We start from the raw sequence: 21,748 nt of genomic DNA on the forward strand, positions 1-21,748 counted from the left end.
CCAGGAAGCGGTGGGCGCCTGCCAGGTACCGGCGCTATTGGGCCGGCACGCCCATTTCCTTCAGCAGCTCGGGCGCCGGGTAGACCTTGGCCAGCAGCCAGCGCAGGTAGCGCATGTCCACGTGCACGGCGCGCTTGTAGCGCGGGTCGAACCACCAGCTGGCGCTGACCGACTCCCAGTTGCTGTCGAAGTTCAGGCCGATCAGTTCGCCCCTGGCGTTGAGCACCGGCGAGCCGGAGTTGCCGCCCGTGGTGTCCAGGTTGGTCAGGAAGTTGACCGTCTGGGTCTTCAGTGCCGGATCGGCGGTGCTGCCGAAGTCACCCTTGGCGATCGCTGCCAGCAACGGCTTGGGTGCATCGAACGGGTAGGCGTTGGTGTTCTTCTCGACGATGCCGGCCACGGTGGTCACCGGCGAGTAGGTCACGCCATCGCGCGGGTGCAGCGCCTCGACCTTGCCGTAGCTGATGCGCAGGGTGCGGTTGGCATCCGGATACACCGCGCGGCCCTGCCTGGCACGCCAGGCGAACAGCGCCTGCATGTACGCCGGGCGCAGGCGCAGCTGCTCGCCTTCGCGGGTCTTGCTCTCGTTCTCGATGCGCAGCTGCGCGGCCACCAGCGGACCGGCCACGCTGATCAGCGGATCGGCGGCCAGTGCCTTGCCTTCGCGTGCGGCGGCAAAGCGCGACAGGCGCTGCGCTTCCTCACCCAGCTGGGTACCGGCATACAGGGTGTCCAGCGCCTTGGCCAGCTGCTGTGGGGTACGACCAAAGGCCGCGTCGAACTCGGCCACGCGCTGCGCGTCCGGCAGCTGCTGGTAGCGGGTCAGCAGGGTGGTCAGCAGGGCCTTCTCGACCTCCGGCGCGTAACGGCGCTGGACCTGCTTGAGCACCCCTTCGATCATCGCCTGGTCGCGCTGCTGGTAGCCGCTCTCGCGCTGCGCGTCCGGCTTGGCCGATTCGATGCGCAGGCGCTCCAGCAGCAGCGCCGAGCGCAGCAGCTGGCTCTGCGCGGCCATCTGCTCCAGCAGCAGGTCACGCTCGCCCACCGCCGCACCCTGCGACAGGTTGGCCAGCAGCGCCTTGATGTCACCCTGGTACCTGCGGTCGGTGGCAGCCAGCATGGCCGTCTCGTCGGCGGCACGCTGGGCCTTCGCATCGCTGCGCAGCAGGCCTTCCAGTTCGCCGGCGGCGCGCTTGCGGTTGTTCTTCAGCGACTGCAGCTGCGAGGCGTAGCGGGTACGCGCCTGCGCGTCCTTGGCGCTGGCGGCCTCGATGGTGTCGATCATCTGCTGGAACACCGATACGCGGCGCGGCAGCACGGTATCGATCTGGCCGGCGAATTCGGCCGCGGTGCGGTGGCGGTAGGTGATGCCCGGGTAACCGGCCAGCATCGCGTAATCGCCTTCCTTCGGGCCTTCCACCGACATCTGCAGGTGTGCCGGCGCCTGGTAGGGCACGTTGTCCTTGCTGTAGGCGGCCGGCTTGCCGTCCTTGCCCACGTAGGCGCGCAGCAGGGTGAAGTCGCCGGTGTGGCGGGGCCACATGAAGTTGTCGATCTCATCGCCGTAGTTGCCGATCGCACGCGGCGGCGCATACACCAGGCGCACGTCGCTCAGTTCCAGCTGGGCAATGCGGTAGAAATCGGTGCCGTAGTACATGTTGGCCACCGAGCAGCGCACGCTGCCGTCCTTCTCGCACTCGGCCACGATCTGCTTGCTGGCTGCATCCACGGCATCGAAGTAGGCACGGCCGGTCTTGCCACGGGCCTGCGCCAGCACCTGGTCGGTCACCTTGTCGAAGCCGACGGTGACCAGCACGCGGAAGTCCGGGTTGGCCGGGCGCTCGTCGGCACGGTCCCTGGCGATGAAGCCACCAGCGATCAGGTCGTGCTCGGGCGAGCTGTTGTACTGGATCACGCCCATCGCCACGTGGTGGTTGGTCAGCAGCAGGCCGTCGGCGGACACGAACGAACCGGTGCCACCACCGGCGCGCACCACGGCGCTCAGCGGCGGCGCGGTGACGTTGGCCAGGTCGGCCGGATTGCCCTTGAAGCCAGCGGCCTGCAGCGGTTGGGCCAGGTCCGGCAGCTGCGTCGGCATCCACATGCCTTCATCGGCGTGGGCGCCGGTGGCGAGGGTCAGGCCCAGGGCCAGGGCGGTGGGGAGGGCTTTGCGTGGTGACATGAGGCAATCCGGTACGACAGAACAGCCCGGGACCATAGCCCGTGGGGCGCTGTCGGGCAACGCCCGATAGTCAGGCCTGCGCCGCGCTCCTAGAATTGCCGTTTTCTGCACATCGGACGTTCGCAGATGATCGTCGGCATCGATCTTGGCACCACCCATTCCCTCATCGGCAGGCACACGGCAGCAGGGCCGCAGCTGTTCCCCAATGCCCATGGCGAGCTGTTGACCCCTTCGGTGGTCAGCCTCGTCGATGGTGCCGTACTGGTCGGCCAGCCGGCCCGTGACCGCCTGGTCAGCCATCCGCAGCAGACCGTGGCCCATTTCAAGCGCTGGATGGGCAGCGACCGTGAGACCCGGCTGGGTGAGCGCAGTTTCCGTCCCGAGGAGCTCTCGGCCATGGTGCTGCGCTCGCTGCTGGCCGACGCCGAAGCCGCCCTGGGCCACAAGGTGGAGGAAGCGGTGATCAGCGTGCCGGCCTACTTCTCCGACGCCCAGCGCAAGGCCACCCGGGCCGCCGGCGAACTGGCCGGCATCCGCGTCGAGCGCCTGATCAATGAACCCACGGCCGCTGCGCTGGCCTATGGTCTGCAGGAGCGTGACGGCGAAGGCCGCGTGCTGGTGCTGGACCTGGGCGGCGGCACCTTCGACGTCTCCATCCTGGAACTGTTCGATGGCGTGGTCGAAGTGCATGCCAGCGCCGGCGACAATTTCCTGGGCGGCGAGGATTTCCTGCAGGTACTCGTGCAGGCCTTCCACGCCGACCAGGGCACGTCCGCCAGCGACCTGTCCGCTGCCGAGCAGGCGCAGCTGCTGCGTCGGCTGGAACTGTTCAAGCGCGAACTCAGCCAGAGCGGCACTGCCAGCCTGCAGTTGTCCCTGGCCGGCAGCGAACGCCAGTGGCAGCTGGATGAAGCTCGCTACGCCCAGCTCTGCGAGCCACTGCTGCTGCGCATGCGCGCGCCCATCGAGCGCGCGATCCGCGACGCCCGGCTCAAGCCCGAGGCCCTGGACGACATCATCCTGGTCGGCGGTGCGGTACGCATGCCGATGGTCAGCAGGCTTGCGACCCGCATGTTCGGCCGGCTGCCGCTGCGCCATGTCCATCCGGACCAGGCGATTGCCTTGGGTGCCGCCGTTGCAGCGGGATTGAAGGCGCGCGACGAATCGCTGCGCGAAGTCGTGCTGACCGATGTCTGCCCCTACACGCTTGGCACGCAGGTCTCCCGCCAGGATGCTGCCGGTGGCGAGCGCAGCGGCTATTTCCACCCGATCATCCAGCGCAACAGCGTGGTGCCGGTCAGCCGCGAAGATCGCTTCTACCCGCTGCACGAGCGGCAAAGTGCCATCCGCATCGACGTGTTCCAGGGCGAGAGCCCGACGGTGGATCGCAACATCAAGCTCGGTGAGCTGACCGTGCCGCTGACCCATTCTGTCCCGATGCAGGAACGCAGCGTCACCGCCCGCTTCACCTACGACGTGAACGGGCTGCTGCAGGTCGAAGTCACCGAGGATGCCACCGGCAGGCGCCACGAGCTCATCCTGGAACAGAATCCCGGGCTGCTGTCACCCGAAGAGATCCAGCAGCGCCTGCGCGCGCTGGAAGCGCTGAAGATCCACCCGCGTGACGCCCAGCCCAACCTCGCGGTGATCGCCCGCACCGAGCGCCTGTACGAGGAACGCATCCATCACCGTGAACAGTTGCAGTCGTGGCTGAGCAGCTTCCGCCATGTGCTGGAGAGCCAGGATGCCGTTGCCGTCGAGCGTCATCGCCGTCAGCTGGACGAGGCACTCGACGCCCTCGAGCGCGATGCATGAGCTGGGCACTGCACGTCCTGGAGCTGGACCAAACGGCTGACGAGCGCGCGGTCAAGCGCGCCTATGCAAAGCGCCTGCGGGTGACTCGACCCGACGAGGATCCGGTCGCCTTCCAGCACCTGCATGAGGCCTATCAGGCGGCATTGGACTGGGTCCGCCAGGAAGCGCTGGCCGATATCGCGGACGAAGACGAACCGGCGGAGCATGCAACCGACATCGCACCCTGGCCGCCCGACGCAGACGTGGCATGGGCGCCGCCCGAAACGCGTTCGTACTCGCCTCCATGGCCACCTCGCGGCACGCCTGTGCTGCTGCGCACGGCACCAGTGGCGGAACTGGAGGGAGCGGTCCACGTATCGGGCCATGCGCACACGATCCTGCGCATGGCCCATCTGTCTTCCCCTGAAGACTTCGGCCCCTGGCTGGAGGCCACGCCGGTGCTGTGGTCGCTGCGCTACAAGCCATTGGTGGGCGACGCGCTGCTGGATGAACTGGCACGCAGTCACAACAGCGTCAGCGCAGCCAACATGGGTCTGCTGGCACGCTGCTTTGGCTGGGATGATGTACACGATGGCGTGGATCCGGACAGGCTGGCATCGATCCAGTCGCGCGGTCATCGGCGCTGGGCTGCCGAATCCGGCAATGCGGCGGAGCTGTCGGCGCTGCTGGAGGAGGAGGGCAGCCTGCGGCTGGGGAGGGTCACCCTTGCGCGTTGCCTGCGCTACCTGTCGCAGCCATGGCACGCGCGACGATCCCTCTGGCAGGCGCAGCTGCCCGAGCACATCATTGAGGTCAACGCGCTGCTGGATGCGCTGGAACGCGGCGGCCAGGAGCCATTGCCCGCCGCCTGGGATCGGCAGCAGGTGCAGTTCTGGCGCAGCCTTGCCGACGTTTCCCGTCCCAACCGCTGGCGTTGCCAGGTCAATGCGCTGCGGGGCGGCCTGTTGGCTGCCCTGACGCTCGCGATTGCCGGTGGCTCGACTCTCATGAGTCTTGCCCAGCGTGACCTGCGCACCGCCGCCGCGCTCGGCATAGGCGGCGTGCTGCTCGGGGTCCTGCTCGCCCTGGCCGGCGCTCTGTGGGTCCATGTCCGTTGGGCGCTGCGCCAGCTGACGCTGGATCTGCCCCCTTCGCGCTGGGGATGGCTACTGGCGTTGCCAGCGCCGCTGATCGCCCTCGCCAGCCTGATCCTGGTCCATGGCCTGGATCTGCGGCTGGAAGGTACGCTGCTGCTGTTCCCTGGCCTTGCTCTGGCGACGGCACGCTGGATCCGGCGCGAGGATGGCCGGGGATTCCGGCCGCGCAACCTGATTGGACCGGGCATCGGCATGTTCGTCCCCGAAGTGGGCTGCGCCCTGGTCCTGCTGCTATGGACCACTTGGTTCCTGCGTGACAGGTGCCGTCGCCTGTCGATCGACCTGCCTCCACCTGCTTCTGGAAACACCGTGTGAACCGGGCACTGGACGCTCTCGGGCTCGACGCCAGCGCCGACGAAAAGGCGATCAAGCGCGCCTACGCGCAGAGACTGCGCGCGGCACGCCCGGACGAAGACCCGGTGGCATTCCAGGCGCTGCACGAGGCTTACCAGCAGGCCCTGCTGTGGGCACGCAGCCGCACGCAATGGCAGGAGGAAAGCAGTGCAGAAGCGCTGTCGACGCCACCTGCAGACAACAGCCCACCCGGCCCACCGGCGCCGTACGACAGCCATTCGCCGATGGACCACATGCCGGTGCTGCATCATCCATGCACGCCCGACACCGACATGCCGGACGATGTGGTGGAGCCATCATTGAACCTGCCCCGGTTTGCGCGCCTGCTGATCAACACCGCCGGCGACGCCGACCCGGCCAGCTTCGAGCACTGGCTGGCCCATCGCCCGGAGCTGTGGTCATTGGCCGACAGGCCGCGTATCGGTGACGTGGTACTGCAGCAGCTGCTGCACCAGGGCCAGCCGCTGTGCGAGTCCAACTTCGATCTGCTCGGTCGATACTTCTGCTGGGATGAGATCCGGGCTGATATCGATCCCTACCGGGTCCGCGCACGGCGCAACCTGCTGCATCGCCGCTGGCAGCTGCAGCCGCGCAACCACACGGCCCTCACCGCAGCCCTGGACCGACCGCATGACCGGGTGTCCGCTACCGAGGCCCATGCCCGCATGGAACGCTTGACCCGACCGTGGCACTGGTTGCAATCGCTGCTGTCGGCCAGCGTGCCCGGGCGTGCTGGCATCATGCGGCAAACGATGCAGCGTCTGGGAGTGCATGGTGTCCGTGACACGCTGGCGCCACTGGACACGGATCAGGTCGCCTTCTGGATGGCGGTATCCCAACCCGGGCACTTCAATCTCATGAAGATGCAGGTGGCCATTGTCCGCTGCCTGCTGGGCGCTCTCGTCGTGCTGGCCGTTCTGGCGGCGCTGGCATTGCTCGGTGATGCCGCTCGCCCTATCGCGATCAGCACGTCCAGCATGAAACACGTGGCAATCCATGCCTCGGTGGTCATCGTGTCTGGCGTCCTCATGCTGACGCCTTTCGTTGGAGGCACCCCATCGCGGACGGCGTCCGCGCCAGCGCCCGTCGAGCCACCGTCGGCGCTTGATGGGCACGGCATGCTCACGCACGGGCCTCGTCCGCGCAGGCCAGCCCCCTCCTTCGCCGTTGTCAGCCAGACCGATCCCGACACAGAGGGTGGTTGAGGGGCAGCGGGTTATTTCTCCCGCCGCCAGTTGATCGACCCGCGGTTTTCCACGGTGCTCGACTCCACTTCCACGTCGAACCCGCGGCGCAGCAGGTACTTCAGCGTGATCACCGAACCGGCACCGACCAGCGACACGCCGTAGCCGACGTACAGCTTGGGCGAGATGTACTTGCCGACACCGATCACCGAGCCGCCCAGCGCGCGCGACTGGCTCACGCCGGCGTCGTCCAGGCCCAGCTTGGCGCCCAGCTGCGAAGCCAGCAGGCCGCTGCCCGCCGAGAGCGCCGCCGAGGCCGCGTTGACCTGCTGCGCCTGGTCGCTGCTGGCACCGGTCAGGCTGCGTCCCAGCACCAGATAGGCCAGTGCCTCGGACTGCGACATTGCCGGATCGGACCACACGTCCGCGCGCGGCTGCTGCGCACGCCCGGTCACGTCGATGCCGGCGGTGACATCACCGATCCGGCGCTCGGCGCGGATGTTGATGCGCGGGTCGGACACCGCGTTGTAGTTCCAGGTGAGGTTGCCGCGGGTGATGGTCAGGTCCTGCCCATACGCCTTGTAGCGGCCGCTCACTTCCAGGCCGCCATTGGCGGTCATTTCACGGCCGGGCTTGGCCCAGACCTGCATCTTGCCGGTCAGCGCGCCCTTCAGGCCGAACCCGGTCATCTTCACCTTGTCGCCGAGGCTGACCGTCAGGTCCATGTCCAGCGGCGAGGTGCGCGACTCTTCCGGATCGGCCGGGTCCAGCACCACCACGTCTTCGGACACCGAGGTGCCACGGTCCAGGCGCTCCAGGTCGATGTCGGCCTCGGGCACGTGCACGGTGCCACGCAGCTCCATCGCCGCCTTGGCCAACGTGAAGTCGAGGTTGGGGTTGGCGACGATGCGCAGCTCGCTGGTGTTGGACAGCAGCACGTTCTCGCCGTGGATCTTCAGCTGCAGCGGCTGTGCATCACCGAACCACGACAGGCCGCCGTCGACATACAGCGTGCCCTGGCCCGAGTTGGCCTGCGCGGTGATCTTGGCCGAGCCGTCGGGCTGGGCCACGAAGCTGCCCTTGCCCTGGTCGAAGGTCAGGCCAAGCGCGGGGAATTCGCCCTTGAAGTTGCTCAGCTGCGCGTCGCCGCCCAGCGACGGCTGCCCGCGCGTACCGCGCAGGCTGACGTGGCCTTCGATCAGGCCGGTCGGGCGCACGATGTCCGGCGAGAACAGCTCCAGCCAGTACAGCCGCGACATGTTGAGGTAGAGCTCACCGTTCAGCGGTGCACTGGCTTCCCAGCCGGTCTGCATCTTCGCGTCGACGAAGCCATTGCCCTGGAAGCCCATGCCCAGGTAGCCCTTGATGCTGGCCGGGGTCATGTCGAGCTTCAGCGAGAACTGGTCATAGCGCACCAGCTCGCCGCGGGTGGTATCGCCCACGGTGTTGCGGTTCTCGCCCAGGCGCACGCCGCCTTCCTTCGAGCGCACTTCCACATGGCCTTCCCAGGCCGCGCCACGCGGGCGGATCTGCGCGTCCAGGCTGACGTCGCCGCGCAGGTAGATGCGGCGGCCGGACTGCGGCGGCAGCCACGGCTGCACCAGCGCCAGCGGCAGCGCGTCACTGCGCAGCACCAGGCCTTCTCGCGGCCAGTTGGCCTGTGCGCACAGCGCGCCGCTGCTGGCGGCGGCCAGGCAGGCTTCGGACAGGGTGTAGGTGCTGCCATTGATCGCGAACGCCGCCGGTGCACGCAGCGACCACGCATCACCCTTCACCGGTGCGATGCGCAGCGAGGCCAGCTCGCCACGCCACTGCGCCCCCTGCTGGCGCACGCTGCCCTGCAGCTCGATCGCGCCCATCTCATTGCGGGTCTGCGCAGCCAGGCGCAGGTTGGACACACTGCCCTGCGCATCCACGTTCAAGCGCTCCAGCAGCATGCCGGCGTTGACCTGCTGGCCCTGCACCGCCAGCGTGCCGCTGTCGCCGCGCCACGGCAGGTGGCCCTTGATGCTCACGCTCTCGGCGCCGTAGCCCTCCCAGTTGAGGTTATTGCCGACCAGGTCGGCGGTGATGTCCGGCGCATCGCGCGGCCCCTTCACCTGCACCTGGCCGCGCAGGCCGCCGTCGGCGCCCGGCAGCAGGTCACTCAGCTGCAGCGGTTCGAAACGTGCATCGATGTCGAGGCGGTCGCCGACCTTGCCCGACGCGGTCACCCGGCTGCTGCCCAGCGACAGCTTCAGGTCACCCTGGCCCTGCGCGCCCTGCAGCGCGAACTTGCCCTGTGCATCAAGGTTGCGCTGGCGCAGGATGCCCTTCAGCGACGGCAGGTCGACGGTGGCTTCCAGCGTGCCGGCCGTGCCCGGTGCGGCATTGGCCGGCGGCGGCAGCTGACGGCCCTTGGAGGCCAGGTTGCCGGACAGGCGGCCGTTCCAGCCCGGCACGAAATAGCCGGGGTCGAAGTCCTTCAGCGTGGCCTTGGCGTCCCAGTCCAGCTGCGGCGCCCAGGCCACCTGGCCTTCCACCTGCAGCTGCCCACCCGGCGTCTGCGCCTGCAGCTGGTGGATCGACGCGGCCTGGTCATTGCCGCGTACGTCGAACTGCAGCTGCGCCTTCTGCACCTCGCGTTCGATCTCGGCACGGCCGATCGCGGCCCAGGCCTTCAGGGTACCGGCCAGGCCGAAGCGTGCTTCCTTCAGGGTGACCGGCACCGGTGCGCTGCCAGCCGTGTTCGGGTCGGGTGCCGGCACGTAGGTCAGATCGCGTGCGACCACCGAGAAATTGAGTTTCTGCTGATCGTCCTGGCTGAAGTCGGCGGTGCCTTCCAGCCGCGCTTCGCCACCGAGGCCCTTCACCAGCAGCGGTGAGACCTTCAGCACCTGGTCCTGCAGCGACACCACCGACGGTGCCAGTTCCAGCTCCTGGTCGCCCTGCTTCACCCTGCCGCGCAGGTTGGCATTGCCGCCCTTGCCGGCGGCGGTGAAGTCCAGCGACAACGGCGCAATCGCCGAGCTCGCCAATGCTGGCGACAACAGCGCCAGATCCAGCTCGTCACTGCGGATGCTGGCGCTCCAGCTCGGGTCGGTGCGGCCATCGAACACCAGCATCGCGTGCAGCGGCTTCGGCGCGCGCCCGGCTACGGCCACTTCCATGTGCGACAGGTCGCCACGTGCGACCAGGCCCACCGTAGCGGCGGTGCGCCCACGCGGTGCTGGCAGCACCGCCGTCACCGTCACATCGGTGTCGTAGTCCTTGGCCGGAATGTAACGGCCCTGGGCGGTGAAGTTGCCCATGTCGCTGTCCACCACCAGCTTGTGCGCCTGGAACTCGCCATTGGCGATCTCGATGCCACCACGCACCCGGCGGATGTCGATCACCGGTTCGTTGGCCTGGCTGATGCGGAAGCCGTCGATGGCGATGGCATCGGCCTGGATCGCCAGCGGCATCTCGATCTGCGGCAGCGAATCCGGCCACGATGGCAGCTTGAACGGCTCATCACTCTTGGCCAGGTTCAACGTCGCGTTGGTCAGCTCCAGCTTGTCCAGCAGCAGCTTGCGGCCCAGCAGCGGGCGCAGGTCCGGCTCCAGGTGCGCGCGCTCGGCGTGGAAATGGATGTCGTCGTAGCGGAAGTCGACGTTGTACAGGGTCAGCGGACCGGCCACCGGGCCTTCCACCTTGTCCCAGGTGAAGCTGGCGCCCACCGGCAGTCGCGCCACCACCTGGGCCAGCAGCACATCGCGGCCGGCCACGGTCTGCAGCAGCCAGTACACCGCCAGCAGGGCCAGCAGCACCACGCCGATCACGCCGACGCCGGACCAGGCCCAGAAGCGGCGGCGGCGGTAGAAACGCACGCGCGGCGGCGGCGTGTTCGGGGTGGGTGCGGGCGTGCTCACAGGTCCGCTCCGATGTTGAGGTACAGCTGGAACTGCGAATCCGGGTTGTTCAGGCCATGCGCGATATCCACGCGCACCGGGCCCACCGGCGATTTCCAGCGCACGCCGAAGCCGACGCCGGTGTGCAGGTCAATGGTGTTGTCGAAGGCGCTGCCGGTATCGACGAACACCGCCGCGCCCCACGGGCCGCCATTGAAGTAGTGCTCGTACTCGGCCGAGCCGATCACCAGGTTCTTGGCGCCCAGCGCGTATTTGTCGGGTTTGGGTGTGCGCGGGCCGACTTCGCGGTAAGCGTAGCCGCGGATGCTGCGGTCACCGCCGGCGAAGTAGCGCAGGCTCGGCGGCATCGCCACCAGATCGCTGGTCCAGGTGGTACCCCCCTCACCGCGCAGGATCAGGCGGTTGCTTTCACCCACCGGGATGTACCAGCGCAGCACGGCGTTGGCCTGCACGAAGCTGGTGTCCGAGCCGGCACCTTCAACGCCGGCGCGCATTGTCGCAGTACCGCTGATGCCCTTGCGCGGGAACATCTCGTCGTCGACGTTGACGTAGTCGGCAACCATCTGCGGGTACACCAGCGTCGAGGTGTTGTAGACGGCATCGGTGAATTCAGTGCCGGAGGCATAGCGCCAACGCTCGCGCAGTGCGTTGATCGAGGCGATCGCGGTCCAGTGCTCGTTGATCTCGCCGCTGCGGCTGGCGATCAGCTTGAAGTTGCGCAGGTCGATGTAATCGGTCTGCTCGTCATACGCACTGGCGGCGAAGGTGTACCAGCCGTCAAGCCAGTTGAAGGCGGGGATGCGGTAACTGGTCACCAGACTCTTGCGCTTCTGCGCATAGTCCAGCTGCGTGTTCATCTTGTGGCCGCGGTTGTTCAGGAAGCGCCGCTCGATGCCACCGCGTACACCCGGGCCGCTCTCGCTGCCGTAGCTCAGGCCGGCGGTATAGATGGTGCGCTTGGCGCGCGTCAGCTTCACGTCCACCGGCACTTCGCCGTTCTCGTCGGCCTGGTCCGGGCGCGGCTGGATGTCGATCACGCTGAAGTAGTCCAGCTTGGTCAGCGACTCGCGCAGCCGGTCCAGCTTGCCCTCGTGGTAGTAGCTGCCCTGGTCCCAGTAGACCAGTGGATCGAACAGCTTGTCGACGAAGTAGTCCTGCTGGAAGCGCACCGGGCCCATGTTGTAGCGGCGGCCGCTGTCCCAGGTCAGGTCGATGTCGGCGGCGTTGTCGGCGCGGGTGATCTGCACCTGGCGCTGGGTGTAGTCGGCGTCGAAGTAGCCGCGCTCGGCCAGGCGCCGGGTGATGGTGATCTTGCTGGCTTCGTACTGGGTGTGCTCGAAGCGCTGGCCCTTGCGCGGCTTGAACGCGGCCAGGTCATCCTGCAGGTACTGGTCGTACATCGCCGGGCCGGTGATGTCGATGTGCTCGCGGCGCACGGTCACCGGGGTGCCCTTGTCGACATGGATCAGCACGCGCACGTGTTCGTCCTCGCGCGGTGCCTCGACCTTGATCACCGGGTTGTAGTACCCGAACGGTTCCAGTGCCTGGCGGGTCTGCCGCTCGGCCTGTGACAGCAGGTATTCCAGGCGCGATTCGCCCTGTTCCTTGCCGATCGTGTCGTACAGCGACAGCGATTCCTGGATGTTCTCGATGATTGCGGCGTCGTCGCCCTTGTCCAATCCCTTGATGTCCACCTTGTCGATGGTGCCGCGCGCGTGGGCCACGGAAGTGGCGGCCAACGACAGGACCATCAGCGGCAGGGCGTATTTCTTTGGCTGCATGCGGGACAGCATACCGACCGAAGGTGACGATGCGAAATGCATCACGTCATTCGGGATCGGTTGTTAAGTGGCGGTCAAAATACGCACCTTTGTGGCGATCATCGTGAATGCAGACGAGGATGCCGGCATCGTGCGCGATGCCGGCAATGACCCCGATGGACATCCACCGGCGATGCGGTGCGCGGGGTAATGCCGGCCAGCGGCCGGCACTACCGATACGGGCATCAGCTCGACAGATGCTCGATCGCCGCGACCTTGCCCAGGCGCTCGCCCAGCATCGTCAGCAGCGCCAGGCGGTTGCCACGCAGCGCCAGATCGTCCGCATTGACCATCACCCCGTCGAAGAACGCGTCGACCTGCGGGCGCAGGCGCGCCAGGCGTGCCAGCACGGCCACGTAGTCCTTCTGGTGCAGGCTGGCGCCGGTGTCGTCGATGGCGGCGGTGACCGCTTCGGCCAGCGCGCGCTCGGCCTCTTCCTGCAGCAGCGCCGGGTCGATCTGCGCCGGAATGTCGCCCTCGGCCTTGCGCAGGATGTTGCGGATGCGCTTGTTGGCCGCAGCCAGTGCTTCGGCTTCCGGCAGTGCGGCGAAGGTGCCGATCGCATCCAGGCGGCGGTCGAAGTCGTACAGCGAGGCCGGCTTCAGTTCGGCCACCGCGTTGAAGTGCGTGGCCGGCACGCCCTTGTCGCCGTAATAGCCCTTCAGGCGGTCGAGAATGAAGTCGTACAGCTCGCCGACATCGGCCTGCACGTTGCGCGCGGCCAGGCCGGCGTTGGCGCTGGCCAGCAGCGCGCGCAGGTCCAGCTCGAAGCCGCTTTCGATGATCGTGCGGGCCAGGCCCAGCGCATTGCGGCGCAGGGCGAACGGGTCCTTGTTGCCGGTCGGCTTCAGGCCTGCGGCGAAACCACCGGCCAGCGTGTCGACGCGTTCGGCGATGGCCAGCACCTTGCCCAGCGGCGACAGCGCGATGTCATCACCGCCGAAGCGCGGCTGGTAGGCCTCGTCGATGGCCAGCGCCACCTCGGTCGATTCGCCACCGGCCACGGCGTAGTGGCGGCCGGCGATGCCCTGCAGCTCCGGGAACTCGTTGACCATGCGCGACTGCAGGTCGTTCTTGGCCAATTCGGCAGCCCGCCTGGCCTGCACGGCATCGGCACCCACCTGGGGTGCGATCACTTCGGCCAGGGCGGCCACGCGCGCCACCTTGTCGGCCACGCTGCCCAGCTTGGCCTGGTAGGTCACCGTCTTCAGGCCGTCGCCCATCGACGCCAGGCCCTGCTTCAGGTCCTCGTCGAAGAAGAACTTGGCGTCGGCAAAGCGCGGGCGGATCACCCGCTCGTAGCCCTTGGCCACTTCGGCCACGTCCTTCGATTCGATGTTGGCGATGCCGATGAACTTCTCGGTCAGCGTGCCTGCGGCATCCAGCACCGGGAAGAACTTCTGGTTGATCTCCATCGTTTCGATCAGCGCTTCCTGCGGCACTGCCAGGAACGCACGTTCGAAGCTGCACAGCACCGCCGACGGCCACTCGACCAGGTTCACCACCTGCTCCAGGTTGTCGTCGGTGATGCGGGCGCTGCCACCGGCCCTGGCCGCGGCGGCCTCGACCTCGGCGACGATGCGCGCACGGCGCTCGCGCGGGTCGACCAGCACGAAGGCGGCGCGCAGGGCTTCAACATAGTCCTGCGGCTGGGCCAGCGACACGGGCTGGTCGTGGTGGAAGCGATGGCCACGGCTGACACGGCCGGCCTGCAGGCCGAACAGTTCGGCCTCCACCACCTCGGTACCGTGCAGCAGCACCAGCCAGTGCGCCGGGCGGGCAAAGCCCCAGGTGTGGTCGCCCCAGCGCATCGGCTTGGGAATCGGCATCGCTGCAATCGCCTCGCGCAGGATCTCCGGCAGCAGGCTGGCGGTGCGTGCGCCCGGGGTCACCGCGCGGTGCACGAAGCGCTCACCCTTGTTGTCGGTGGTCTTCTCCAGCGCGGTCCAGTCGATCCCGGCCTTGGCGGCGAAGCCCTGCAACGCCTTGGTCGGCTGGCCTTCGGCGTCCAGTGCGATGTTCAGGTACGGGCCCAGCACTTCGCTGTGCTGTTCCGGCTGTTCCAGGCCCACGCCCGGCAGCAGCACGGCCAGGCGGCGGGGGGTCGACAGCGGGCGTGCATCACCCAGTTCCAGCGCGACGCCGCGCGTGCGCAGGCCTTCGACAACACCGTCGAAGAACGCCTGGGCCAGGCCCGGCAGCGCCTTGACCGGCAGCTCCTCGGTGCCCAGTTCGATCAGCAGGGGGGACAGTTGGCTCATCGGTTCGATCCTGTGGTGGGGGCGCAGCGCGCGACGCGTCCGGCGCCCCGGGTAGTTGATGAAAAGCGGGTGGGTGCCGACGGCCCGTCAGGCCTTCTTCGCACCCGGGAAGCCCAGCTTCTCGCGCTGCTCGTAGTACGCCTTGGCCACCGCCTGGGCCAGCGCGCGCACGCGCAGGATGTAGCGCTGGCGCTCGGTCACGCTGATCGCGCGGCGTGCATCGAGCAGGTTGAAGGTGTGGCTGGCTTTCATCACCTGCTCGTAGGCCGGCAGCGGCAGGCCCACCTCGACCAGCTTCTGCGCTTCACGCTCGCAGGCATCGAAGCGGTGGAACATTTCGTCCACGTCGGCGTATTCGAAGTTGTAGGTGCTCTGCTCGACTTCGTTCTGGTGGTAGACGTCGCCATAGGTCACCGGTTGCCCGTCCGGGCCGTAGGTCCAGACCAGGTCGTAGACGTTGTCGCAGTTCTGCAGGTACATGCACAGGCGTTCGAGACCGTAGGTGATCTCGCCCAGCACCGGGCGGCACTCCAGGCCACCGGCCTGCTGGAAGTAGGTGAACTGGGTCACTTCCATGCCGTTGAGCCAGACTTCCCAGCCCAGGCCCCAGGCGCCCAGCGTCGGCGATTCCCAGTTGTCCTCGACGAAACGCAGGTCGTGCACCAGCGGGTCGATGCCCAGCGCCTTCAGCGAATCCAGGTACAGCTGCTGGATGTTGTCCGGCGCCGGCTTCATCGCCACCTGGTACTGGTAGTAGCGCTGCAGGCGGTTCGGGTTCTCGCCGTAGCGGCCGTCGGTCGGGCGGCGCGAGGGCTGCACGTAGGCCGCGTTCCAGCGTTCCGGACCGATCGCACGCAGGAAGGTGGCCGGGTGGAAGGTACCGGCGCCCACCTCCAGGTCGAGCGGCTGGATGAGCACGCAGCCCTGCTGGGCCCAGAACTGGTTCAGGGTCTGGATCAGGCCCTGGAAGGTGATCGGAACGGTCGGGGTCGCGGACATGCGTACGAGTCTTGGCCGGCAAGGGGGTGCGTTAGTATAACGGCCGACCTGCGGGGCATTCCGTACCCGGGAGGAGCAGGCAGATGGAACATCGGCTGCCGGTGGGCACGCCCGGCGAGCCAGGCGACATCCCGCTGCCGTGGGGCCGCCTGCATTTCGAACAGGTCTGCGCAGCGCTGCTGGCCGATGGCCTGGTGGCCGAGCACGACGTCGAGCGCATGCGGTTTTCCGCACAGGGCGCGCGCAATGCCAGTGAAGTGCACCCGCTGGTGTTGCTGTCCAACCTCAAGCTGGCCGCCCGCGACGGTGGCGAACTGACCCTGGAACGCCTGACCGAATGGCTGGCCCGGCGCACCGGCAGCCGCTACCTGCGCATCGATCCGACCCGGGTCGACGTCGCTGCTGTCACCGCGCTGGTCTCCCATGCCTACGCCCGCCGCCACCGCTTCCTGCCGCTGGCGGTGGATGCCGAACGGGTGCTGGTGGCCACCAGCGAGCCGCTGGTGCAGGAGTGGCGCCGCGACCTGCAGCACCTGACCCGCCGCAGCATCGAGCTGGCGGTGGTCAATCCGCTCGACCTGCACCGCTACACCATGGAGTTCTACGGGGTGACCCGCTCGGTGCGTGGCGCGCGCGGCGATGTCCGCGGCGAAGCCAGCACCACCCTGCCCAGCTTCGAGCAGCTGGTCGAGCTGGGCCGTACCGGCGACGTCAATGCCGACGACCAGCACATCGTGCACATCGTCGACTGGCTGCTGCAATATGCCTACGAACAGCGCGCCTCGGACATCCACCTGGAACCGCGCCGCGAGATGGGGCGCATGCGCTTCCGCATCGATGGCGTGCTGCACAAGGTCTTCGAGGTGCCACCGGCGGTGATGACCGCCGTGGTCAGCCGCATCAAGGTGCTCGGCCGCATGGACCTGGCCGAACGCCGGCGCCCGCAGGACGGCCGCATCAAGACCCGCTCGCCGGGCGGCCGCGAGGTCGAGATGCGCCTGTCGACCATGCCCACCGCCTTCGGCGAGAAGTGCGTGATGCGCATCTTCGACCCGGATGCCGCCTTCAAGAGCATCGACCAGCTGGGTTTCAGCCCGCAGGAGGCCGCCGACTGGAATGCACTGGTCGAACGCCCGCACGGCATCGTGCTGGTCACCGGCCCGACCGGCTCAGGCAAGACCACCACCCTGTATTCCACGCTGAAGCGGCTGGCCACGCCGGACGTGAACGTGTGCACCGTGGAGGACCCGATCGAGATGATCGCGCCCGAGTTCAACCAGATGCAGGTGCAGGCCAACATCGACCTGGACTTCGCCAGCGGCGTGCGCACCCTGCTGCGGCAGGACCCGGACATCATCATGATCGGCGAGATCCGCGATCTGGAAACCGCGCAGATGGCGGTGCAGGCCTCGCTGACCGGCCATCTGGTGCTGTCCACGCTGCATACCAACGACGCGCCGTCGGCGGTCACCCGCCTGCTCGACCTGGGCGTGCCGCACTACCTGCTGGCCAGCACCCTCAACGGCATCCTCGCCCAGCGCCTTGTGCGCACCCTGTGCCCGCACTGCAAGCAGCCGCACACCCTTGGTGCTGCCGACTGGGCGGTGCTGGCTGATAGCCAAGCTGCATATCCAGATGCCGCCACGCCCTGTCGGCCGGTTGGTTGCCTGGAGTGCCGGCGCACCGGATTCCTCGGCCGCATCGGCCTGTATGAGTTGCTGCCATTGGGCTCGCGGCTGCGTGGGCAGATCCGCGCCGACATGGATCTGGCCGGTTTCACCCGTGCCGCGCGGGCTGAAGGGCTGCGAACCCTGCGCCAGGCCGGGCTTGAAAAGGTGGCGCAGGGGCTGACTACAATCGAGGAAGTCCTGTCAGTCCTGCCGCCCCCGGATGAACCCAGCCCCGTTCCTGATCCTTGAAACCGGCCGCCCGGTGCCGTCGCTGCGCCGCTACGGGCGCTTCCCGCACTGGATCCGGGTGGCCGCCGGGCTGGAAGAGCACGAGACGGTGGTGGTCGATGTCGAACACGGGGATGCCCTGCCCGACCCGCATGCCTTCGCCGGCGTGCTGGTGACCGGCTCGGCCGCCTTCGTCACCGACCACGCCGAATGGAGTGAGCGCAGTGCCGCATGGCTGCGCCAGGCCGCCCACGACGACCTGCCGGTGTTCGGTATCTGCTACGGGCACCAGCTGCTGGCGCACGCGCTGGGCGGGGAGGTGGCCTACAACCCGGCCGGGCGCGAGTCCGGCACGATCGAACTGGAGCTGCAGCCGCAGGCCGCGCAGGACCCGCTGTTCCAGGGCCTGCCGCAGCACTTCGCCGCCCACGCCACCCACCTGCAGACCGTGTTGCGCGCGCCCGACGGCGCCGAAGTACTGGCACGCTCGCCGCTGGATGGCTGCCATGCCTTCCGCTGGGGGCGCCAGGCCTGGGGCGTGCAGTTCCACCCCGAGTTCGCCACCCACCACATGCGCGGCTACGTGCGTGCCCGCGCCGACTGCATCGGCCGCCATGGCGGCTGTGCCCGCAGCATCGAGCGCGCGGTCAGCGCCGCACCGCTGGCGCGCCAGCTGCTGCGCCGCTTCGTTCGCCAGGCGCGGCTGTCTTCAGCCCAGCCGGCGGCAAAACAGGGATAATCGGCGGCACGGGCAAGCGCCCGGCCCCTCCTGTCCTTCCCGGATGTCCATGAAAGAGATTCGCAAGCTGCCGGCCTCGGCGGGCGCCCAGTGGTTGCTGGATACGTTCTCGCTGTATCGGCGTGCGCCGCTGCAGCTGGCCCGGATCGGTCTGACCTGGCTGCTGGTGAGCTGGGTGGTCACCCTGTTGTCGACGCTGATTCCCGGCGCCGCCGGCATGGCCGTGCAGCTGATGACCCTGGCCATCTCGCCGATCATGTTCGGCGGCATGCTGTACGCCGTGGGTGAGATCGACGAAGGTCGCCCGGGCCTGGCCTCGCACCTGCTGCAGCCGATCCGCGACCACCGCGTCAGCCACCTGCTGGTGCCGCTGGCGATCCAGGTGCTGGCGGTGCTGCTGCTGGGCGCGCTGCTGTTCCTGATGATCGGCCGCGAAGGCTTCACCGCCTTCAGCGAGGTCATGACCAAGATGGAAGAGATCAGCCGCAGTGGCCAGCAGATCAAGCCGGACGATGCTGCGGCGCTGGTGGCCAACCTGCCGGCCAAGCGCATCGCACTGTGGATGCTGCTGGTGTTCCTGAGCGCGGTCGCACTGTCGCTGGCAATGTTCACCCAGCCGGCGCTGGTGGTGTTCGACAAGCAGAGCGGCATGCACGCGCTGCGCCTGAGCCTGCAGGGCTGCATCGAGAACATCGGCGCAATGATCGTGTTCGCCGTGCTCGGCCTGATCGCCGCGTTCTGCATCTACATCCTGTTCGTGATCGTGATCCAGATCGCGATGCTGATCGGCGGCCCGCTGGCCGCCGCCTTCATCGCCCAGCTGGTGCTGACCACGGTGCTGATGCCGCTGTATGTCGGCGCGGTCTACGCCGCGTGGAAGCAGATGTTCGTGCACCGTGGCAGCCGCGCCGCACCGCCGATCCCGACCACGCCGACCTCGAGCGACATCTTCCACGCCTGATGAAAAAAGGGGACGGAGGGGATTAAGTCGTTAGCTGCACACACTGGGCATAAACGACTTAATCCCCTCCGTCCCCTTTTTTCTTTCAGGCGGCGGGCTTCTTGACTGCCGACGACGGCACCAGCCAGCGTGCGGCGTGGATGCCCAGCTCATAGAGCAGGCACATCGGGATCGCCAGCATCAGCTGCGAAACCACGTCCGGCGGGGTCAGCACCGCCGCCAGCACGAAGATGCCGACGATCGCGTAGCCGCGGCCTTCCTTGAACTGCTGCGGCGTCACCCAGCCCAGCAGCACCAGGATCACCATCGCCACCGGCAGTTCGAAGCTGCCGCCGAAGGCGAAGAAGATCGCCAGCACGAAATCCAGGTAGGCATTTGCATCCGGGGTGATCGCAATCACGTCCGGGCTGAAGGTGGTGAGGAAGTGGAACACCGCCGGCAGCACCAGGAAGTAGGCAAAGGCACAGCCGGTGTAGAACAGCAGCACCGAGGACACCAGCAGCGGCACCGCCAGGCGCTTCTCGCGCGCATACAGGCCGGGCGCGACGAAGGCCCACAGCTGGTACAGCAGCCACGGCACCGCCACGAACAGGGCAACGAAGAAGGTCAGCTTCAACGGCGCGAAGAAGGCGCCGGCCGGATTGGTGGCAATCATCGTCTGCCCGTTCGGCAGCTGCGAGACCAGCGGCTCGGCCAACGCGTTGTACAGTTTCTGGGTGAACGGCAGCAGCGCCAGCAGCACCACGCCCAGGCCCAGCAATGCGCGCACCAGGCGGCCGCGCAGTTCCACCAGATGTTCGACCAGCGAGCTCTCGCCGAAATCCTGTTCACTCATGGCTGGCGCTCCGTGCGCGGCGGCGGCGGCGCACCGGCTTCAGGGGGGGGCGCCGGCGTCGGCTCGGGAGCGACGCCCTCCTGTACCGGTGCATCGGCACGGGTCAGGCCGCTCATATGCGGCGGCAGATCCGCAGGCGCCGGTGCGCGTACCTCCTGCGCCAGCGTATCGCCCTGCTGCTGCGCCTCCTGCGCTTCGCGACGGATCGCTTCGCCGCTGGCACGCAGCTGGTTCTCGGTGTCCTGCATGCCCTGGCGCACGTCCTGCATCTGCCGCTTGATCTCCTCGGCCTGCAGTTCGCGCTCCAGTTCCTGTTTCACCGAATCCCATTGATTGCGGGCGCGACGCACCCACAGGCCGGCAAAGCGGGCCGCCTTGGGCAGGCGCTCGGGACCGAGCACCACCAGGGCGACCACGGCGATCACCAGCAGTTCGCTGAAGCCGATATCAAACACCGCGACCGCTCCGGATCAGCGAGGGGTGCGGTCGTGCTCGTCCTGCGCGGTGCGCGAGGCGTCCTGGCTGCGCGACTCGTCGCCCAGCTGCGCGTTCGGCTTGTCGTCGTCGCGCATGCCCTTCTTGAATTCCTTGACCGCCGAACCGAGGTCCTTGGCGCCACTGGTCAGGCGCTTGGTGCCGAACACCAGCAGGACGATGGCCAGCACGACCAACCAATGCCAGATGCTGAAACTGCCCATAAAGACGCTCGTTACGTTAGTGATCAGGCTGTCGAGCATAGCGCACCGGGTGTTAGCCGGCGCGCGTGACGAAAGTCAGTTTCCGCCCAGCGTTTCCGTGCGGATTTCGCCGTCGTTGACCGGCTGGAAGCCCTGCTGCTGCGGCGGCGGGTTCTGCGGAACGTTCTGCAGCGGCGCGGTGGTGGCTTCGGCCGGGGCCGCCGGTGCTGCCTGAACGGGCACAGGCACAGGGACGGCAGCCGGCGCCGGCGCCGGACGCGGTGCATTGCCACCGTTGCCGTTGCGGTTGTTGCGGGCGGCGTAGGTGGCCTCTTCCAGGCGATCGCGGAAGGCGACCACGTCCATCGACGGCGAACCGACGGCGCGACCTTCGAAGATCATGCGCGGCGTGGTGTTGCTGCCGTAGGCGTCCAGATTGGCGGCATCGTCGATCTGCAGCACCGCGCCATCCAGCGCGACACCGGCGAACAGGCCGCGCGCGCGCGACCACGACCAGATCTCGGCCTTCAGCTGGCCGTCGGTGGCGGCGGCGGCATTGCGGCCGACCGGACCGGCGGCAACGCCGGCATCGGCGCCAAGCGTGAACTTGCCATTGACCAGGTTGTCCAGGCTGCGGTCGTTGCGGAACACCAGCACTACGTCGGAAGACTGCACGCCGGCCTGGAAGCCGATGCTGCCACCGGTCAGCTTGACGAATACCGGGCTGGACCAGGCGCCATTGGGCATGCGCACCGACATCAGCCCGTGGCCGCGACGACCGCCAATGACCAGGCCGGCCTTGATCGTGTCGGGAATGACGATGACCGCGCGGCCTTCGTCGAGCAACTTGTCCGGAATTCCCTGTTCAGGGATTTCCTGGATCTCCGCCAGCACGCGCACGGCATTGCGGGCGCGCTGGTCTTCCTGCGGTCCGGCCATGGCCTGGCTGGACAGCAGGCTGGCGGCGATCAGCAGGGCTTGGATCGGGCGACGCATG

Annotated in this window: 15 protein-coding genes; 6 read left to right on the plus strand and 9 right to left on the minus strand. The window is 67.9% G+C overall.

The features are described 5' to 3' along the window. Positions 1 to 34: 34 nt before the first annotated feature. The gene (locus QP609_RS20490) at positions 35 to 2,182 is read right to left on the minus strand and encodes a S46 family peptidase (protein WP_049442105.1); all 2,148 of its coding nucleotides are present in this window, start codon (positions 2,180 to 2,182) and stop codon (positions 35 to 37) included. Between the two features lie 126 nt (positions 2,183 to 2,308). On the opposite strand from QP609_RS20490, the gene QP609_RS20495 reads away from it, so the two are divergent. From QP609_RS20495 to QP609_RS20505, 3 genes are read left to right on the plus strand one after another with little or no spacing between them, the layout of a single operon-like run. Continuing rightward, positions 2,309 to 3,997, plus strand: a complete 1,689-nt coding sequence (locus QP609_RS20495) for a molecular chaperone HscC (protein ID WP_197621548.1) — start codon at positions 2,309 to 2,311, stop codon at positions 3,995 to 3,997. After that, positions 3,994 to 5,448 carry a heat-shock protein gene (locus tag QP609_RS20500; RefSeq protein ID WP_234413115.1) on the plus strand — a complete coding sequence of 485 codons (1,455 nt, stop codon included), beginning with the start codon at positions 3,994 to 3,996 and terminating at the stop codon, positions 5,446 to 5,448. The genes QP609_RS20495 and QP609_RS20500 overlap by 4 nt, the downstream gene beginning before the upstream one ends. Then, the gene (locus QP609_RS20505; RefSeq protein WP_197621549.1) at positions 5,445 to 6,692 is read left to right on the plus strand and encodes a heat-shock protein; all 1,248 of its coding nucleotides are present in this window, start codon (positions 5,445 to 5,447) and stop codon (positions 6,690 to 6,692) included. The genes QP609_RS20500 and QP609_RS20505 overlap by 4 nt, the downstream gene beginning before the upstream one ends. 11 nt (positions 6,693 to 6,703) lie before the next feature. Here the strand turns inward: QP609_RS20505 and QP609_RS20510 are convergent, their stop codons facing one another. The 4 genes from QP609_RS20510 to glyQ form a co-directional block, all read right to left on the minus strand. After that, on the minus strand, positions 6,704 to 10,561 hold the full coding sequence (locus tag QP609_RS20510; RefSeq protein WP_197621550.1) for a translocation/assembly module TamB domain-containing protein: 3,858 nt from the start codon (positions 10,559 to 10,561) through the stop codon (positions 6,704 to 6,706). Then, entirely contained in the window at positions 10,558 to 12,354 is a 1,797-nt protein-coding gene (locus QP609_RS20515; protein ID WP_088375331.1) for an autotransporter assembly complex family protein, read from the minus strand. The genes QP609_RS20510 and QP609_RS20515 overlap by 4 nt, the downstream gene beginning before the upstream one ends. Positions 12,355 to 12,566: 212 nt before the next feature. After that, entirely contained in the window at positions 12,567 to 14,642 is a 2,076-nt protein-coding gene (glyS, locus tag QP609_RS20520) for a glycine--tRNA ligase subunit beta (RefSeq protein WP_197621551.1), read from the minus strand. A gap of 87 nt (positions 14,643 to 14,729) precedes the next feature. Next, a complete protein-coding gene (gene glyQ / locus QP609_RS20525) occupies positions 14,730 to 15,641 on the minus strand; it encodes a glycine--tRNA ligase subunit alpha (protein ID WP_014648902.1) in 912 nt (303 codons plus the stop codon). Between the two features lie 83 nt (positions 15,642 to 15,724). On the opposite strand from glyQ, the gene QP609_RS20530 reads away from it, so the two are divergent. The 3 genes from QP609_RS20530 to QP609_RS20540 are packed head-to-tail and all read left to right on the plus strand — an operon-like array spanning position 15,725 to position 19,239. Beyond that, entirely contained in the window at positions 15,725 to 17,560 is a 1,836-nt protein-coding gene (locus QP609_RS20530; RefSeq protein ID WP_169411260.1) for a GspE/PulE family protein, read from the plus strand. Continuing rightward, positions 17,532 to 18,278 (plus strand): glutamine amidotransferase, encoded by a 747-nt coding sequence (locus tag QP609_RS20535; RefSeq protein WP_014648904.1) that lies wholly within the window; start codon positions 17,532 to 17,534, stop codon positions 18,276 to 18,278. Before QP609_RS20530 ends, QP609_RS20535 begins: the two co-directional genes overlap by 29 nt. Before the next feature lie 49 nt (positions 18,279 to 18,327). Next, positions 18,328 to 19,239, plus strand: a complete 912-nt coding sequence (locus QP609_RS20540) for a BPSS1780 family membrane protein (RefSeq protein WP_014648905.1) — start codon at positions 18,328 to 18,330, stop codon at positions 19,237 to 19,239. Positions 19,240 to 19,324: 85 nt separating this feature from the next. Here QP609_RS20540 and tatC read toward each other — a convergent pair whose 3' ends face one another. From tatC to QP609_RS20560, 4 genes are all read right to left on the minus strand, one after another. Continuing rightward, the gene (gene tatC / locus QP609_RS20545; protein WP_005420449.1) at positions 19,325 to 20,074 is read right to left on the minus strand and encodes a twin-arginine translocase subunit TatC; all 750 of its coding nucleotides are present in this window, start codon (positions 20,072 to 20,074) and stop codon (positions 19,325 to 19,327) included. Then, complete coding sequence (gene tatB, locus QP609_RS20550; protein ID WP_197621552.1) at positions 20,071 to 20,529, minus strand: Sec-independent protein translocase protein TatB; 459 nt, start codon at positions 20,527 to 20,529, stop codon at positions 20,071 to 20,073. Before tatB ends, tatC begins: the two co-directional genes overlap by 4 nt. Before the next feature lie 15 nt (positions 20,530 to 20,544). Beyond that, positions 20,545 to 20,772: a Sec-independent protein translocase subunit TatA gene (gene tatA, locus QP609_RS20555; protein WP_014648907.1), complete on the minus strand. Its 228-nt coding sequence runs from the start codon at positions 20,770 to 20,772 to the stop codon at positions 20,545 to 20,547. 75 nt (positions 20,773 to 20,847) lie between these two features. Continuing rightward, on the minus strand, positions 20,848 to 21,747 hold the full coding sequence (locus QP609_RS20560) for a YSC84-related protein (RefSeq protein WP_197621553.1): 900 nt from the start codon (positions 21,745 to 21,747) through the stop codon (positions 20,848 to 20,850). Between the last annotated feature and the right edge of the window lies 1 nt (position 21,748).

It is taken from the genome of Stenotrophomonas sp. 8(2023) (assembly GCF_030345295.1).
Taxonomy (GTDB): domain Bacteria; phylum Pseudomonadota; class Gammaproteobacteria; order Xanthomonadales; family Xanthomonadaceae; genus Stenotrophomonas; species Stenotrophomonas muris.